This is a genomic window from Euhalothece natronophila Z-M001 (genome assembly GCF_007904085.1).
GTDB classification, from domain to species: Bacteria; Cyanobacteriota; Cyanobacteriia; order Cyanobacteriales; family Rubidibacteraceae; genus Halothece; species Halothece natronophila.
Genome location: NZ_CP042326.1, coordinates 1927102 through 1943713 on the forward strand (window position 1 = coordinate 1927102; position 16612 = coordinate 1943713).

Annotated in this window: 21 protein-coding genes; 20 read left to right on the top strand and 1 reads right to left on the bottom strand. The window is 43.6% G+C overall.

Going from position 1 to position 16612, the window contains the following annotated elements; genetic code table 11:
• The 19 genes from rplR to FRE64_RS09375 all read left to right on the top strand — a co-directional run bounded on the left by rplR (position 1) and on the right by FRE64_RS09375 (position 14233).
• Entirely contained in the window at positions 1-363 is a 363-nt protein-coding gene (gene rplR / locus FRE64_RS09285) for a 50S ribosomal protein L18 (protein ID WP_146295806.1), read from the top strand.
• 12 nt (positions 364-375) lie between these two features.
• Positions 376-888 (top strand): 30S ribosomal protein S5, encoded by a 513-nt coding sequence (gene rpsE / locus FRE64_RS09290; protein WP_146295807.1) that lies wholly within the window; start codon positions 376-378, stop codon positions 886-888.
• Positions 889-1037: 149 nt separating this feature from the next.
• Entirely contained in the window at positions 1038-1487 is a 450-nt protein-coding gene (gene rplO, locus FRE64_RS09295) for a 50S ribosomal protein L15 (protein ID WP_146295808.1), read from the top strand.
• A gap of 44 nt (positions 1488-1531) precedes the next feature.
• Entirely contained in the window at positions 1532-2890 is a 1359-nt protein-coding gene (gene secY / locus FRE64_RS09300; RefSeq protein ID WP_146295809.1) for a preprotein translocase subunit SecY, read from the top strand.
• A gap of 70 nt (positions 2891-2960) precedes the next feature.
• Positions 2961-3530, top strand: coding sequence for an adenylate kinase (locus FRE64_RS09305; protein ID WP_146295810.1), 570 nt, complete (start codon positions 2961-2963; stop codon positions 3528-3530).
• Positions 3531-3663: 133 nt separating this feature from the next.
• A complete protein-coding gene (infA, locus tag FRE64_RS09310; RefSeq protein ID WP_146295811.1) occupies positions 3664-3888 on the top strand; it encodes a translation initiation factor IF-1 in 225 nt (74 codons plus the stop codon).
• A 60-nt stretch (positions 3889-3948) separates the two neighbouring features.
• On the top strand, positions 3949-4062 hold the full coding sequence (rpmJ, locus tag FRE64_RS09315; protein WP_146295812.1) for a 50S ribosomal protein L36: 114 nt from the start codon (positions 3949-3951) through the stop codon (positions 4060-4062).
• Between the two features lie 44 nt (positions 4063-4106).
• Positions 4107-4490 carry a 30S ribosomal protein S13 gene (gene rpsM / locus FRE64_RS09320; protein WP_146295813.1) on the top strand — a complete coding sequence of 128 codons (384 nt, stop codon included), beginning with the start codon at positions 4107-4109 and terminating at the stop codon, positions 4488-4490.
• A gap of 62 nt (positions 4491-4552) precedes the next feature.
• Entirely contained in the window at positions 4553-4945 is a 393-nt protein-coding gene (gene rpsK, locus FRE64_RS09325; RefSeq protein ID WP_146295814.1) for a 30S ribosomal protein S11, read from the top strand.
• 41 nt (positions 4946-4986) lie between these two features.
• Complete coding sequence (locus tag FRE64_RS09330; RefSeq protein WP_146295815.1) at positions 4987-5943, top strand: DNA-directed RNA polymerase subunit alpha; 957 nt, start codon at positions 4987-4989, stop codon at positions 5941-5943.
• A gap of 15 nt (positions 5944-5958) precedes the next feature.
• Positions 5959-6309, top strand: a complete 351-nt coding sequence (gene rplQ / locus FRE64_RS09335; protein ID WP_146295816.1) for a 50S ribosomal protein L17 — start codon at positions 5959-5961, stop codon at positions 6307-6309.
• 19 nt (positions 6310-6328) lie between these two features.
• Positions 6329-7165 (top strand): tRNA pseudouridine(38-40) synthase TruA, encoded by an 837-nt coding sequence (gene truA / locus FRE64_RS09340; protein ID WP_146295817.1) that lies wholly within the window; start codon positions 6329-6331, stop codon positions 7163-7165.
• Entirely contained in the window at positions 7162-7614 is a 453-nt protein-coding gene (gene rplM / locus FRE64_RS09345) for a 50S ribosomal protein L13 (RefSeq protein WP_146295818.1), read from the top strand. The genes truA and rplM overlap by 4 nt, the downstream gene beginning before the upstream one ends.
• A 15-nt stretch (positions 7615-7629) precedes the next feature.
• A complete protein-coding gene (gene rpsI / locus FRE64_RS09350) occupies positions 7630-8040 on the top strand; it encodes a 30S ribosomal protein S9 (RefSeq protein WP_146295819.1) in 411 nt (136 codons plus the stop codon).
• A gap of 71 nt (positions 8041-8111) precedes the next feature.
• The gene (gene rpmE, locus FRE64_RS09355; protein WP_146295820.1) at positions 8112-8342 is read left to right on the top strand and encodes a 50S ribosomal protein L31; all 231 of its coding nucleotides are present in this window, start codon (positions 8112-8114) and stop codon (positions 8340-8342) included.
• A gap of 59 nt (positions 8343-8401) precedes the next feature.
• Complete coding sequence (gene prfA / locus FRE64_RS09360; protein ID WP_146295821.1) at positions 8402-9496, top strand: peptide chain release factor 1; 1095 nt, start codon at positions 8402-8404, stop codon at positions 9494-9496.
• A 218-nt stretch (positions 9497-9714) separates the two neighbouring features.
• Positions 9715-11313 carry a 2,3-bisphosphoglycerate-independent phosphoglycerate mutase gene (gene gpmI, locus FRE64_RS09365; RefSeq protein ID WP_146295822.1) on the top strand — a complete coding sequence of 533 codons (1599 nt, stop codon included), beginning with the start codon at positions 9715-9717 and terminating at the stop codon, positions 11311-11313.
• A gap of 35 nt (positions 11314-11348) precedes the next feature.
• Positions 11349-11576, top strand: a complete 228-nt coding sequence (secG, locus tag FRE64_RS09370; protein ID WP_146295823.1) for a preprotein translocase subunit SecG — start codon at positions 11349-11351, stop codon at positions 11574-11576.
• Between the two features lie 56 nt (positions 11577-11632).
• Positions 11633-14233, top strand: a complete 2601-nt coding sequence (locus FRE64_RS09375) for a M1 family metallopeptidase (protein WP_146295824.1) — start codon at positions 11633-11635, stop codon at positions 14231-14233.
• Here the strand turns inward: FRE64_RS09375 and FRE64_RS09380 are convergent.
• Positions 14230-14778, bottom strand: coding sequence for a Uma2 family endonuclease (locus FRE64_RS09380; RefSeq protein WP_146297326.1), 549 nt, complete (start codon positions 14776-14778; stop codon positions 14230-14232). The two genes, FRE64_RS09375 and FRE64_RS09380, sit on opposite strands and share 4 nt — an antisense overlap.
• A 55-nt stretch (positions 14779-14833) precedes the next feature.
• Here FRE64_RS09380 and FRE64_RS09385 point away from each other — a divergent pair, with 55 nt between their 5' ends.
• Entirely contained in the window at positions 14834-16585 is a 1752-nt protein-coding gene (locus tag FRE64_RS09385) for a DUF6909 family protein (protein ID WP_146295825.1), read from the top strand.
• Positions 16586-16612: the final 27 nt, after the last annotated feature.

Genomic DNA, 16612 nt, shown 5'->3' on the forward strand with positions numbered 1-16612 from the left:
ATGAAAAACAATCGCAAAGAACTGATCAAAAAGCGTCATCGTCGGATTCGGCGCAAACTTCATGGCACTGCCGAACGCCCTCGTTTAGCAGTGTTCCGTTCTCATCAGCATATTTATGCCCAAGTGATCGACGACAACCAACAGCACACCCTTGTTGCCGCTTCTACCGTCGATCCCAATTTACGGCAAACCTTAGACTCCACCCGAACTTGCGAAGCCTCAGCAGCTGTGGGGAATTTAATCGCCCAACGAGCTATGGAAAAAGGCATTAAGCAGGTTGTCTTTGACCGTGGTGGGAATATTTATCATGGACGAGTGCGTAGTCTCGCTGATGCTGCGCGAGAAGCAGGACTAGAATTTTAATAAGGGGACATTATGGCAAAGCGTAACCAAAGCAAAAAAGAAGAAAGCCAGTTTCAAGAGCGCGTGATTCAAATTCGGCGCGTGAGTAAAGTGGTAAAAGGAGGTAAAAAATTAAGTTTCCGCGCGATTGTGGTCGTGGGAAATGATCGCGGTCAAGTCGGCGTTGGTGTCGGTAAAGCCAGTGATGTCATTGGGGCAGTTCGTAAAGGCGTTGCTGATGCCAAAAAACAATTAGTGGATATTCCCATTACCAAAAGTAGTTCCATTCCTCATCGGGCTAATGGCTTTGCTGGTGGGGCCAAAGTAATGATGCGTCCAGCAGCACCTGGTACTGGTGTAATTGCAGGAGGGGCAGTGCGAACTGTCTTAGAATTATCAGGGGTGAAAAACGTTCTAGCTAAACAATTAGGCTCACAAAATCCCCTAAATAATGCTAGAGCCGCGATCGATGCCTTAGCCTCTCTACGCACCTTTAAAGAGGTTGCTAATGAGCGAGGGGTTCCCTTAGAACAAATTTTCTCCTAACCCTATTAATTAACATGAAATCTAACCAAATTCTGTTGCCGACCAGATCCCCCCAACCCCCCTTAACTAAAGGGGGCGAGGAGAGATAATTGGTAGCTAACATTTAGGTATTTCATATAACTTGTAAATCAAAATCACTAAGCAAACTCATGAGACTACATGAATTAAAGCCAAAACCAGGTTCTCGTAAACGTCGCCGTCGTTTAGGACGTGGCATTTCCGCAGGACAAGGGGCAAGCTGTGGCAAAGGAATGCGTGGTCAAAAAGCGCGTTCTGGCCCCAACCCATTTCGTGGCTTTGAAGGGGGACAAATGCCTCTTTATCGTCGCGTGCCAAAATTAAAACACTTTACGATTGTCAACCCACGCCGCTACACTACGATTAATGTTGGTAAATTAGCTAGTTTAGAAGCAAACACAGAAGTTACCCTTGCCCACCTCTTAGAAGTCGGGTTGCTCAACCAAGCTGAGGCCCCCCTAAAAGTCTTAGGAGATGGGGAACTTAATGTTCCTCTTCAAGTGAAAGCTGCGGCTTTTACCAAAGGGGCGCGTCAAAAAATTGAAGCGGCAGGCGGTAGCTGTGAAATTGTTACCGACTGAGCTATTTAATATCTAATCAATTTATCGGGGAGAAATAATTCTTCATGGTTGTTAGTCGAGAAAGAACCCCAAACGCCCAAGAAACATTTATGCAGATGGCGCAAGCGGCTGGTTTACGTGGTCGCTTGTTACTGACCGTCGGCTTAATTTTACTAGTTCGCTTAGGTGTGCGGATTCCTGTCCCAGGAGTTGACCGCGCCGCCTTTGCCCAAGCCGTTCAAGATAGTCCGATCTCTGGATTTTTAAACTTCCTCTCAGGAGGGGGGTTATCGGCAGTAGGGATTTTTGCCTTAGGCATTTTGCCCTTTATTAATGCCTCCATTATTATGCAGTTACTTACTGCTGGCTTGCCCTATTTAGAAAATTTACAGAAAAATGAAGGGGAAGCAGGACGACGAAAAATTTCCCAAATCACCCGTTATGTAGCTTTAGCTTCGGCAATTTTTAATGCCATTGGCCTGGCAAGTTTTGTTCAACCCTATGCCTATGACCCGGGACCAATTTTTGTCATAAAAACGGTTATTGCCCTCAGTGCTGGCTCAATGTTTGTAATTTGGCTTGCCGAGTTAATTACAGAACGAGGGATTGGAAATGGGCCTTCCTTACTGATTTTTGTCAATATTGTGGCGGTTCTGCCAAGAACCTTGGGAAATACCATCGAATTTGCTCAAGCTGGCGGACGAGAAGCTGTAGCACAAGTGGTGGTTTTAGCCTTAGTGTTCTTAGTGATGATTGTCGGCATTGTCTTTGTGCAAGAGGGAATGCGGAAAATTCCCATTGTGTCAGCGCGGCGACAAGTCGGAAAACGGCTATATCGGGAGCGCACGAGCTATTTACCGCTACGAGTCAATCAAGGCGGTGTCCTGCCGATTATCTTTGCCTCTACCTTGCTGATTCTACCCTCTTCCTTGGCACAGTTTACTCAAGGTGGTGGTGGCGACCCAGAACAGCAAACAGGCGGAGTTATGGGAACTCTTAATGAAATTTTAATTCAAATTTCTACCTATCTGAATCCTGCTGGTCCTGCTCCTTGGATCTATATATCAGTTTATTTAGCGCTGATTCTCTTCTTTAGCTATTTTTATGCGGCGTTAGTGGTTAACCCAGTGGATATGTCGCAAAACTTAAAGAAAATGGGGGCAAGTATCCCAGGGATTCGTCCCGGAAAGGCAACTAGCGATTATTTACAAAAAGTGATTAATCGCCTCACACTTTTAGGGGCAATTTTCTTGGGAATTGTTGCCACAGTTCCCACAGCAGTAGAAACAGCGACAGGGGTTACCACCTTTCAAGGGCTAGGGGCAACCTCCCTTTTGATTTTAGTCGGGGTAGCTATTGATACGGCAAAACAAATTCAAAGTCGTGTCATTTCTCAACGCTATGAAGGAATGGTCAAAGAATAGCGCTGAGTTGTTTGGGGGCTTCATTTCCCCCTACTTTTTTTAAGAAATAAAAGATAACGAATAATCAATAATGACTCAATATTCAAGATTAATTTTTTTTGGCCCCCCAGGGGCAGGGAAAGGAACACAAGCCAAAGAAGTTTCTAAAGAGTGTAATATTCCTCATATTGCCACAGGGGATATTCTTCGCAATGCAATTAAAGAACAAACACCTGTGGGGAAAAAAGCCCAATCGTATGTGGATAATGGCGATTTAGTGCCAGATGAGGTATTAGGAGAACTGGTGCGCGATCGGCTACAACAACCCGATACACAATCAGGTTGGATTCTTGATGGCTTTCCTCGTACTTTGAAACAAGCGGAATTTCTAGATGAATTGCTCAAGGAACTTAATTCCAGTTATGATTTAGTGATTTATCTGGATGTTCCCGATGAGGTTTTAATGAAACGCTTGTTAGGACGAGGGCGTAAAGATGATACAGAAGAAACAATCCGTCATCGGTTAGATATTTTTCATAATGAAACCGCCGAACTGATTAGTTTCTATAAACAGCGCAATCACTTTCTACAAGTGGATGGAAACCAACCCCTCCCCCAAGTAACTGAACGAATTAAAACAGCAATGGCTGAAGGCTCTTAAAATGTCTTTCTCTTAATTTTTGCTAGCATTACTAAGGGATATTCTTTAAGTTTGGCTTTTTCTCTCATTTTGAAACTTGAGAAGAGCCAGTTTTAATCAGCGTTCTGTTAAAGGAGAGTAATAAAAATCCATTATGTCTAAACAAGACCTTATTGAAATGGAAGGAACTGTAACCGAGTCCTTACCAAATGCAATGTTTCGAGTTGATCTCGAAAATGGTTATAACGTCCTTGCTCATATTTCGGGTAAAATCCGCCGTAACTATATCAAAATTTTACCAGGGGATAAAGTCAAAGTAGAATTAACTCCCTATGATTTGAGTAAAGGGCGCATTACTTATCGGTTGCGTAAAAAATAAGTATTGACGAAAGGCTCTGAAAATGATAAACTAAAGGGCTTGTAGTGTGATAGAAAACCCATGAAAGTTAGACCTTCAGTTCGGAAAATGTGCGAGCGTTGCCGGGTCATTCGCCGTCGTGGGCGAGTGATGGTGATATGCTCCAATGCCAAGCATAAACAACGTCAAGGATAAAATCTAATATCCAAATCTTAGCAGAAAAATAGAGGGAGAGAAACGTGGCACGAATTTCAGGAGTAGATTTACCCCGTGATAAGCGGGTGGAAATAGGACTCACATATATTTATGGGATTGGCGTATCCCGTTCTCGGGAAATTTTAGCAGCGACTGGCGTTAACCCAGATAAACGGGTTAAAGACCTTGATACCACAGAAGAATCAACCCTTCGCTCTTATATCGAAAATAACTATCAGGTGGAAGGGGATTTACGACGCTTAGAAAATATGAGTATTAAGCGTTTGGTGGATATTGGTACTTATCGCGGTCGTCGTCATCGCTCAGGTTTACCAGTGAGAGGTCAGCGTACCCGTACTAATGCTAGAACCCGTCGTGGTAAGCGTTTAGCGATCGCGGGTAAGAAGAAAGCTCCTGCTAAAAAATAGAGGAGTTTACCTAAGACCAACCTCCATTAATTAAATAAAGTTATTCAAGAACAGTATCAAGTATGGCGCGACAAACCAAAAAAAGTTCCTCTAGAAGAACCAAACGTAACGTCCCCAATGGCGTTGCTCACATCCAATCTACTTTTAATAATACCCTAGTTACCATTTCTGATACTAAAGGTGATGTCATTTCTTGGGCTTCTGCTGGTTCTAGTGGCTTCAAAGGGGCAAAAAAAGGCACTCCTTTTGCGGCACAAACTGCGGCTGATCAAGCGGCGAGACGAGCCTCAGAACAAGGAATGCGCCAAGTAGAAGTAATGGTTAGTGGCCCAGGCGCTGGTCGGGAAACAGCGATTCGCGCTTTGCAGGGAGCCGGTTTAGAAATTACTCTGATTCGTGATGTAACACCGATTCCCCATAATGGGTGTCGTCCTCCAAAACGTCGTCGCGTTTAAGGCAAGACAAATCTAGGAAATCAAGGAAGGGAGGTTGTTCTGTGGCGCAACTAAAAGACTTTAACGTCGATTGTGTCGAAACGAAAACTGATAATAAAACGCAACATCAGTATAGTAAATTTGTCTTAGAACCCTTAGAACGGGGTCAAGGCTTAACCGTGGGGAATGCCCTCAGACGGGTATTATTATCGAATCTGGAGGGAACGGCAGTTACGGCGGCTCGCATTGCTGGAGTTACCCATGAGTTTGCTACCATTCCTGGGGTGAGAGAGGATGCGCTAGAAATTCTCCTCAATCTTAAGGAACTGGTGTTTAGAAGTTACTCTCCCGGGCCACAAATTGCTCGTTTAGCCGCAACGGGGCCAGCAACGGTAACGGCAGGAGATTTTAATTTGCCCTCAGAAGTGGAAGTAATTGATAGCAGTCGCTATGTTGCAACCCTTGCAGAAGGGGCAAAATTAGAGATGGAAATTCGCATCGAAAAAGGGCGAGGTTATCGGATTGTTGATCTCGAAAAAGAAGATGCGAGTTCTTTAGATTTCCTCCAAATAGATGCCGTATTTATGCCTGTTTCTAAGGTGAAATATGCGGTGGAAGAAATGCGTGCCGATGAGGGAGAAAATAAAGAACGCCTGATCTTAGAAATTACTACCAATGGCAGTATTCAGCCTGATGAAGCTCTCTCTCAGGCGGCAACAGTTCTCGTTGAGTTGTTCCATCCCCTTGGAGACTTAAATATTGAGCCAGTTGCAGAAGAACAAGAGGAAGAAGAAGATCCCAATCGACAAACACCGATTGAAGAGTTACAACTCTCTGTGAGAGCTTATAACTGTCTCAAACGCGCTCAAATTAATTCTGTGGCGGATTTATTAGAGTACAGCTACGAAGACCTTTTAGAAATTAAGAACTTCGGGCAAAAATCTGCTGAGGAAGTAGTTGAGGCGTTGCAAGATCGGTTTGAAATTACGTTACCGCAAGAAAAATCAACAGCGACTTAAATCAGGAGGTTTATTATGCGCCATCGTCGTCGTGTGAAAAAATTAGGTCGCCCGGCTGATCAACGTCGGGCTTTGTTGCGTTCTTTGACAACAGAGCTAATTAGACACGGGCAAATTACAACCACTAAAGCGCGGGCGAAGGCAGTTCGTTCCGAGGTAGATAAAATTATTACCCTCGCTAAGGATGGCTCTTTGGCAGCCCGTCGGCAAGCCCTTGGCTACTTGTATGATAAAAACTTGGTTCATGCCTTGTTTGAAAACGTACAGGAGCGATACGGTGATCGCAATGGGGGTTACACTCGCGTATCAAGAACCATTCGCAGACGGGGCGATAATGCAGAAATGGCAGTGATTGAACTGGTTTAAGGATAGTTGGGGGAATCTGTTGGCAGCAACGTCAGTGAAAAAAAAACGAGTTGCTCTGATCATTCAGTATCAGGGAACAGCGTTTTATGGCTGGCAACGCCAACCCTCCTATCGAACCGTTCAAGAGGAAATTGAACGTGCCATTCAAGGGGTTGCCCCTGAGCAAATGATACCGCTGCATGGGGCAGGACGTACAGATAGTGGCGTTCATGCTGCCGCCCAAGTTGCCCATTTTGACATTGTCAGTCCCATTCCTGGGGAAAAGTTTGCCCCAGTGTTGAATAAGCGACTTCCTGATGATATTTTGATTCGGGCTTCGCAAGAAGTTCCCAGTGACTGGCATTCTCGCTTTTCGGCAACTTGTCGCCGTTATCGTTACACTTTTTACACTGCTGCCACTCCTAATTTATTTGTTGCGCCCTGGAGTTGGCACTATTACTATCATCCACTCAATGTGGGAAAAATGGAGGCAGCGTTGCAATCCTTGGTGGGGTATCATGATCTAGCGGCGTTTTGTCGGGCTGGCTCAGAACGATCCCATACTTGGGTGGAAGTACAAGAAGTTCAGTGTCTGCGTCGTGGTTCTCTTGTGGAACTGGAAATGCAGGCAGATGGCTTTTTGTATGGCATGGTGCGCCTAGTGGTGGGAATGCTGGTGAAAGTGGGATCAGGGGAGCTAACACCTGATGATTTTTTGCAGATTTGGAAGCAAAAAGAGCGCGATCGCGTTAAGTATTCTGCCCCTGCTAAAGGACTGTGTCTATTACGAGTGGGATATGAGCAGTTCCCTTTCCCCGAATCAGTTTGGTTTGATAGTCAACCTCATTTTTACTTTACTCAAGAAAACGAACTATGACTCTAAATAAAACTCCTTTACCCAACTCAGAAACAGTGGAAAAACAATGGTATGTGATTGATGCTTCTGGTTATCGCATCGGTCGCCTTGCCAGCGAAGTTGCCCAAATTATTCGCGGAAAAACAAAACCCAACTATACGCCGCACATGGATAATGGTGACTTTGTCATTGTGATTAATGCCGATAAGGTGACCATTAGCGGTAATAAAGGAAATGATAAATTTTACTACCGTCACTCAGGAAGACCTGGGGGGATGAAGGTAGAAAGCTTTAATCAGTTGCAACGAAGAATTCCAGAGCGGATTATTGAGCAAGCGGTTAAAGGAATGTTACCGAAGAATCGTTTAGGGCGACAATTGGCTAAGAAATTAAAAGTTTATGCTGGCCCTGAACATCCTCATCAGGCGCAAAATCCTGTGGAAATTACCCCAAATCGTAACTTAAATTAAGGAGAATTATTGATTATGCAAGCTACGGATAATAATCGCGTTGTCTATTGGGGAACAGGTCGTCGTAAAAACGCGATCGCGCGAGTGCGTCTTGTTCCTGGCAATGGCAATATTCAAGTCAACGATCGCAGTGGGGATCACTATTTCAACTATAACCCCAACTATTTAAGCGCAGTCAAAGCTCCCCTTGAAACCTTGGGCTTAGAAAATGACTATGATATCTTAGTCAATGCCCATGGCGGTGGCTTAACGGGGCAAGCCGAAGCCGTCCGTTTGGGAGTCGCAAGGGCGCTATGTAAACTTGATCCTGAAAATCGCTCTCCCTTAAAAACGGAAGGTTATCTTAGTCGTGATCCCCGAGCCAAAGAGCGTCGGAAATACGGGTTACGTAAAGCAAGAAAAGCTCCCCAATACTCGAAACGTTAAAATAGAAGTAATGAGAGCATGGTTGTTTGCTCTCTCTTTTCGTAATTAATCATTATTTAGGAGGAAATGGTATGGCAAAAGAAGGTATTCATCCCGAATGGTATCCCGATGCAAAGGTCATCTGTAATGGCGAAGTGGTAATGACAGTTGGCGCAACTCAACCTGAATTGCACGTCGATGTCTGGTCAGGGAATCATCCCTTTTATACAGGGAACCAGAAAATTATTGACACAGAAGGGCGTGTGGATCGCTTCTTACGGAAATATGGAATGTTTGACGATAGCGAAGGTGAGGAAAAATAGCCAATCTCTAGTCTGGTGAGGAGGTAACAATAAGAAGAAATTAACGAGTAAATAACCTCATGGCTGAATCCTACGTCTTGGAAAAACTGCAATCTGTGGAAGAAACCTATAACGAACTCACTCGTCGTTTAGGTGATCCAGATATTGCTACCGATCCCGAAGAATTGCAACGGGTAGCCAAAGCGCGATCGTCCCTTGAAGAAACGGTTGAAGTTTACAACCAATGGAAAAAAGCCCAAGAAGACTTAGCCGAAGCACGGGAAATTTATAAAGAATCCAGTGGCGATCCCGATATGCAAGAACTAGCGTCTTCTGAAGTGGCAGAATTAGAGGGTAAATTGGAGCAACTAGAGCGGAAAATGAAGCTCATGTTGCTTCCTAAAGACCCCAATGATGATAAAAATATCATGTTGGAGATTCGCGCAGGCACTGGTGGCGATGAAGCCTGTTTATGGGTGGGAGACTTAGTGAAAATGTACTCCCGTTATGCAGAAAGCCAAGGCTGGAATATTAGTCTCGCGAGTGAATCCATCTCAGAAACTGGTGGCTTTAAAGAGGCGATTTTAGAAATTAAAGGCGATCGCGTTTATAGTAAGCTCAAATTTGAAGCAGGAGTTCATCGGGTACAACGAGTCCCGGCGACCGAAGCAGGGGGACGCGTTCATACTTCCACTGCAACGGTTGCCATTATGCCAGAAGTGGATGATGTGGAAGTAAACATTGATCCCAAAGATATAGAAATTACCACTGCTCGTTCTGGCGGTGCTGGAGGACAAAATGTTAACAAGGTAGAAACCGCTGTGGACTTGTATTACAAGCCCCTTGGTATTCGCATTTTTTGTACCCAAGAACGCTCTCAGCTGAAAAACCGAGAACGCGCCATGCAGATTCTGCGATCAAAACTCTATGAGCACAAAATTCGAGAACAAAATGAAGCCGTAACTTCCATGCGGCGATCGCAGGTGGGAACTGGGGGACGTTCTGAGAAAATTCGCACCTATAACTACAAAGATAGCCGAGTCACCGATCATCGCTTAGGAGTTAATTTTAACTTGGAGTCAGTTTTAGAAGGAAATTTAGAAGATTTAATTCAAGCCTGCATCTCTCAAGATCAACAAGAACGACTCTCTGAATTAACAGAAAAAACCAAATAAGAGGTAAAATTGCGATAGAGGTGCCAAATTCAAGTAAAATGTCAAAAAATGATAAAATCCAGCTTGATCGCGTAAATTAATGAGATCATGGCAGGGATCAATAAAAAATATCAAAAATCCTAACCATAATATTTAGGAAACTTCCCCATTGCCGTGCAAAGCGATCAACAGTGATTTATCATAGCGGTAAAAAAGCACACAAGTAGAGAAGTAGAGTTATGACACACGCACCGATTGCCCCTGTGGTGCTAGTGATTCTTGACGGATGGGGAAATAGCGATAATGAAGCGGCAAACGCGATCGCGCTCGGAAATACCCCCGTCATGGATAGCTTACAAGAAGTATATCCCCTCACTTATATTCAAGCATCGGGAAAAGCAGTTGGCTTACCAACAGGACAAATGGGAAATTCTGAGGTAGGTCATCTCAATATTGGTGCGGGGCGAGTAGTTCCGCAAGAGTTAGTACGGATCTCTGATGCGGTAGAAGATGGTTCTATTCTAGAAAATCCTGTCCTCGTCAACATCTGCCAAAAGGTGAAAAGCAGTGGGGGAAAATTACACCTAATGGGCTTATGTTCTGAAGGAGGGGTGCATTCCCATCTATCTCATATTCTAGGGCTACTTAAACTAGCACAAGCTCAAGGAATTAATGAGGTCTGTATTCACGCCTTTACAGATGGACGGGATACCGATCCTAAAGATGGTATTGCTGCCCTAGAAAAAATCAAATCCTATACAGAACAAGTGGGTGTGGGAAAAATTGTTACTGTTAGTGGGCGGTATTATGCCATGGATCGCGATCGGCGTTGGGATCGAACCGAAAAAGCCTATCAAGTTCTTTGTGAAAGCGACTGTGAAAGCGAAATTTCTCCCACAGAAGTTCTCAAGAACAATTATGAGCAAGGAATTACTGATGAATTTATCCCTCCCACTCGGGTTGCTGGCGGTGGAGTAGAAGCCGATGATGGGGTTATATTTTTTAACTTCCGTCCCGATCGCGCTCGGCAACTCACTGCGGCTTTTGTTAACTCTGACTTTGATGGCTTTGAAAGAGAGCAAATCCAGCCTCTTCACTTTGCCACGTTTACCCAATATGATGCGACTCTCCCAGTGGAAGTTGCCTTTAAGCCGCAAAACCTCAAGAATATCCTTGGGGAAGTGATTGCTAATCAAGGGTTACAACAATTCCGTACCGCCGAAACAGAAAAATATCCCCATGTTACCTATTTCTTTAATGGGGGCGAAGAAAAACCCTTTGCAGGAGAGGATCGAAAACTGGTCAATAGCCCCTTGGTTTCCACCTATGATCAAGCCCCAGAAATGTCAGCGCAGGAAGTAACTGATGTCGCCTCTCACGCGATCGAAAAAGGGGTGTATTCTCTAGTAGTTATTAACTATGCTAACCCTGATATGGTTGGTCACACAGGGAATTTAGATGCTGCCATCACTGCGGTTGAAACCGTTGATACTTGTTTGGGACAACTCCTAGAAAGTATTAGTAAAATGGGAGGGACGGCTCTAATTACTGCCGATCATGGTAACTCCGAATATATGGCAGACACTAACGGCAATCCTTGGACAGCACATACTACCAACCTTGTTCCCTTTCTCCTAGTAGAAGGGGAAAAACGAAAAATTCAAGGACATGGTGGGGAATTACAACTACGAGAAGACGGTTGTCTGGCTGATATTGCTCCGACAATTTTAGAATTTCTCAAAATTCCCCAACCGGAAGAAATGACTGGACAATCGCTCATTGTAGCCAGTAATATCCAAGTCAAGCCTAATCGAACGCCAGTGGACGTTTCCTTGTAGGCTTAGTGTAAACTTCTATAATTTAACTTGAGAAAATGACTGTTAATCAACTTGTAGAAATTATTTTCGTTGCTTCAGCAATATTGCTCATTGTTCTTGTTTTACTACATTCTCCAAAAGGTGATGGCTTAGGCGGATTAAGCGGTCAAGCAGAACTCTTTACTAGCACTAAAAGTGCCGAGAAAAATCTCAACCGAATTACTTGGGGATTAGGGTTAATTTTTATTAGTAGCACCATTGTTTTAAGCGCTGGTTGGGTATAAGGATTAAAAGCTAGTTAAACTAGACTGAAGCACCCCAATTCCAAGAAGCCTTGAGAATGAAATATAACTACTTCCTTTTTGATAGTGACGAAAAAGCTAAAAAAAACTTTATTCTTCCTGGGGCAAAACCTCACTATACCCCAGATCGCCCTGGGAATGTTCAACATATCTATCTTGACCTAGTCTTAGATATCCCCAACCAGTCTTGTCAAGGAAGTAACACCATTACCCTAAAACCCATTCAGTCTGGTTTAACCACCCTAACTCTCGATGCAGAAGACTTAAACATCGAAAGTGTCCAAATTGATCAAGTTAGCCAACCTTTCCACTACGACGGGAAAAAATTACAGGTTCAGTTATTAAAAGCAACCACCTTAGATCCCTTTGATTTAGTGATTAATTATCAGGTCAATCAGCCACAACGGGGACTGTATTTTATTCAACCAAATCAAGACTATCCCAATAAACCGACCCAAGTTTGGACACAGGGAGAAGATGAAGACTCACGCTTTTGGTTTCCCTGCTTTGATTATCCCGGACAACTTGCCACCTCAGAAATTCGCATCGAAGTTCCCAAGCCTTATCTCGCCGTATCAAATGGAAAGTTAATCAACACAGAAGATAAAGAAAACACCAGTGTCTATCATTGGCGACAAGAGCAAGTTCATCCGACTTATTTAATGACCCTGGCAGTGGGAGACTTTGCCAAAATTACCGACTACTGGGGTGATATCCCTGTGGAATACTACGTGGAAAAAGGGCGCGAAGAAGAGGCAAAACGCACCATGGGGAAAACCCCAGAGATGATCGAGTTTTTCTCCCAAACCTTTGGCTATGCTTATCCCTACCCTAAATATGCCCAAGTGGTCGTAGCTGATTTTATTTTTGGTGGCATGGAAAATACTTCCACTACCCTGCTAACAGATCGTTGTTTACTTGATGAACGGGCGATGCTGGATCATCAGCGTGCCGAAAGTTTAGTCGCCCATGAACTTGCCCATCAGTGGTTTGGGGATTTACTCGTCATTAAACATTGGTCTCATGCTTGGATTAAAGAGGGAATGGCTTCTTATTCAGAAGTGCTTTGGACAGAGAAAGAGTATAGCAAAGAAGAAGGGGCTTATTACATCCTCAATGAAGCAAGAAGCTATATCAGCGAAGATTCTTCTCGTTATCGTCGCCCCATGGTGACTAATATTTATCGCGAACCCATTGAACTCTATGATCGCCATATCTACGAAAAAGGATCTTGTGTTTATCACATGATTCGTGGGGAGTTAGGAGAAGAAGCCTTTACCCAAGCAATCCAGCATTTTGTCCAACGCAATGCCCATCGTACAGTGGAAACTGTTGATTTACTTCGCGCCATTGAAGAAGCCACGGGACGTAATCTTGCACCACTTTTTGATCAATATGTCTTTCGCGGCGGTCATCCTGATTTTAAGGTTAGCTACACTTGGGAGGCAAATGATCAATTAGTCAAGTTAACAGTTACCCAAACTCAAGGAAAAACCGATAAAGATGTCACCGAAAATGAGTTATTTGATCTGAATATTCCCATCGCCTTTGGTTATGTCTCGGAAGAGGAAGAAGTCTGTTATGAGTCGCTTTCTCTTCATATTTATGAAAAAGAACAGACATTTTATTTCCCATTACCAAAACAACCTGACTTTATTAGCTTTGATCAAGGGAATTATCACTTAAAGACAGTTAAACTCAACTATCCCATTAAAGAGTTAAAAAATCAATTACGCTTTGATCGCGAGGCAACGTCTCGTATTTATGCCGCAGAAACGTTAGGAAAAAAAGGCGGTTTAGAGGTAATTAAAGTTCTTTCCCAAGCCTTAACAGATGACCCGTTTTGGGGAGTGCGATTGGAAGTGGCGAAACAGTTAGGAAAAATTAAGCTACAACAAGCCATTCCAGCTTTATCTCAAGGCTTAAATGATGAGCATCCGAAAGTCCGTCGGGCGGTTTTAGAGAGCTTAAGTAACTTTAAAACTGAAGAAAGTTATCAAGCAATTAAAAAAGTTGCCAGCCAAGGGGATGCTAGTTATTACACCGAAGCCACGGCTTTTCGTGTTCTGGGGAAAATGGTAACAGGACATCTAAAAGAGAAAGAAGAAGACGTAATTAACCTATTCCAAGAAGGGTTAGAAACTCGTTCAGGTTGGAATGAAACTGTGCGTGGCGGTATTATTGGGGGGTTATCGCAGATGAAAACTTCTGAAGCTGCCCTGAATATGATTTTACCCTATACTGATTCAGGGATTCCCCAGTCGTTACGCCTTGCAGCGATTCGGGCTTTAGGAACAGTTTCTAGCGGTCAAGAATCAGCGCAATTAGAGACAATTTTAGAACAACTAGATGCCCTATCTGGAGAAAGTTTCTTCTTAACTCAGGTGTCAGTAGTAACAGCGTTGAAGCAAGTTCCAAGTTCCCAAGCAATTTCAATCTTACAAACCTTAGCCGAACAAACTCCTGATGGGCGAGTGCGTCGGATGGCGGAAGAAGCGGTGAAAAAGGTACAGGAAAAATTAGGATCGGATCAAAGTCTAAAAGAGTTACGAGATGAGTTTGATCGTCTCAAAAAGGAAAATCAAGATCTAATGAGTCGTTTAGCCAAATTGGAGGCACAACAAACCGATTCCGATTAGTCAAAAATGTTTTCTAAAGAGAGTTGGAAGTCGGGAAGCACCGCTTCTCCATCAACTATCTGAGGCTGATGCAAAACTTCCTTCTCTCTACCCTGACGGTAAATTTCTACTTGCTGATCTTGAGGATTAATTAGCCATCCTAGACGCACGCCATTATCAAGATATTCCATCATTTTGGCTTGTAGGGTGCTTAACTGGTCACTGGGAGAACGCAACTCCACGACAAAATCAGGCGCAATTGGCGGAAACCCATCTTGTTGTTCGGGGGTTAAAGTATCCCAACGAGATTGGCTAATCCATGACGCATCGGGTGATCGCCGCGCTCCATTGGGAAGTAAAAAAATTGTGGAACTATCAAAGCTCTCACCGCCATATTGATCACTCCAGATTCCTAACTGTTGGGTAATGCGACGGTTTTTTCGTCCTGCTGTTCCCCCGATGGGAGCCATCACTTCTAGTTCCTGATTCGCATTTAATTCTAAGGCTTTATCTTCGTTTAAAAGCGCGATCGTTTCAAATTGTTCTGGTTTGATTTTGACTTTCATGGCTTTTACCTTAAATGACAGAATAAGGGAAAGATAAAAATAGTCTTGTTTGGTTATGAATTTTGCCATTCCCCCTCGCACTCGCGCCCAAGAATCCCGAGCCGCGATCGAGCGTATTTACATTATTACGCGCCATTTATTTATCCGAGGCTACTATAAGCCTAACGGAACTTCCGGTGCTGCCCTCAAAGAAGCGTTATTAGCCCTACAGCCAGAAATTTATGGCTCAATGGCGGACTCAGAAAAAGTTGAACTTAATGGTTTAGTCTATGTGATGGAACGCTTACCCCGTGGGATTGAACAGTGTCGTTTTGTCAAATTAGTGGCAGCAGAAGGCTATGGAACGTCGGGGTTTGAAAAGATTATTCCCGCTAAACGCCGTCGCAACTGCTATCGGATTGATCCCGAAACGATGCTAGTAGAGGTAACTCGCGGGCGTAGTGAGATTTATGATATTCTCACTCACTTGACTTTTATGTATATCGAAGCGAATAAAATTGGGGAACACGCTTTAGAGGAAAATCAACCGACTCAAGAATGGCTAAAACTAGAAGAAATTGTCACCCAACAGATGAATAATGATTCCCCTCCTTCTTCGCAGGTAGAAGCACAAGAAATGAAAGAACGGGCTTTTTCCTACGCTAGCACTTTATTAGGGCGTACCTATGCCGAAACTGTAGAGGCTTACGAGCGGTTTCAAGCTGCAGGGGCAACCAACAATGGTTTCTTTCAAATTATTTACGGGTTAGGGCGATTGGCAATGGAAGAAACTCAAAATCGCAGTGATCGTCAAATTGCCTTTAGCCCAGCGTTGCGAGAACGCATTGGACATCACATTCATGGAGAAAAATGGGCAAGGGATGTTAAAACTTTCTTGCTCGACAATGATTTATGGGAGCGTCCTTTACATATTATTAGTGCGAATTTACATAGTATTCTCAATAGCTTATTTGCTTTTCCGATTTTAAAGCCAAAAATGGGAGCTTGTAGCATTGAGGAGATGGCGCGAGAATTAAATTTACCTGAGAATCACGAACTACAACAACAGGTATGGGAATTTGGTCAGCAACACGGAATGTCATACCTTCCTGATGGGGCTGGAACCAATATTTCTGTACAATTGTTTGATACTGCATTGCTTCCCGTTGATTTGCTTAGTCCAGAACTACAAATCGATCGCGAATTTCTGCAACAGGAAAAACCAATTCTCTTGGTAATGGATTATGCGTTTGGAGAGCAAGCCTTTGAGATTTTTGATGAACTGCTCAAACCCTATAAAAGGGACACAAATATAAAAAAACTGAATGTTGGCTCGATCTCTGTGATGGGAAAAGCAGGGACTTTAACAGGTGAAAAAGGAGATTTAATGATTCCTACGGCTCACCTATTTGAAGGAACAGCCGATAACTATCCCTTTGAAAATGCGATTCAACCCCACCATTTTGCTCAAAGCGGGCTTCCTGTTCACAAGGGGGCAATGATTACGGTGTTAGGAACATCTTTGCAAAACGCTGATATTCTTAAGTATTTCAAAGACTCCTCTTGGAGCGCGATCGGCTTAGAAATGGAGGGGGCGCATATGCAAAAGGCAATCCAAGCCGCTGCTAAAATTCGTCGTAGCATTGATGAAAATGTTACTTTACGGTATGCCTATTATGCTTCTGATAATCCGTTAATCTCAGGGAGTACCCTAGCTTCAGGAAGTTTGGGACAACTGGGCATTAAACCGACTTACACTATTAGTTTACAATTCTTAAATCAAATTTTTAACCCGAGTGCATCTAGCAATTCTGGTGATAGTTCCTAATGCTATAATCAGCCCACAGATGCTGCC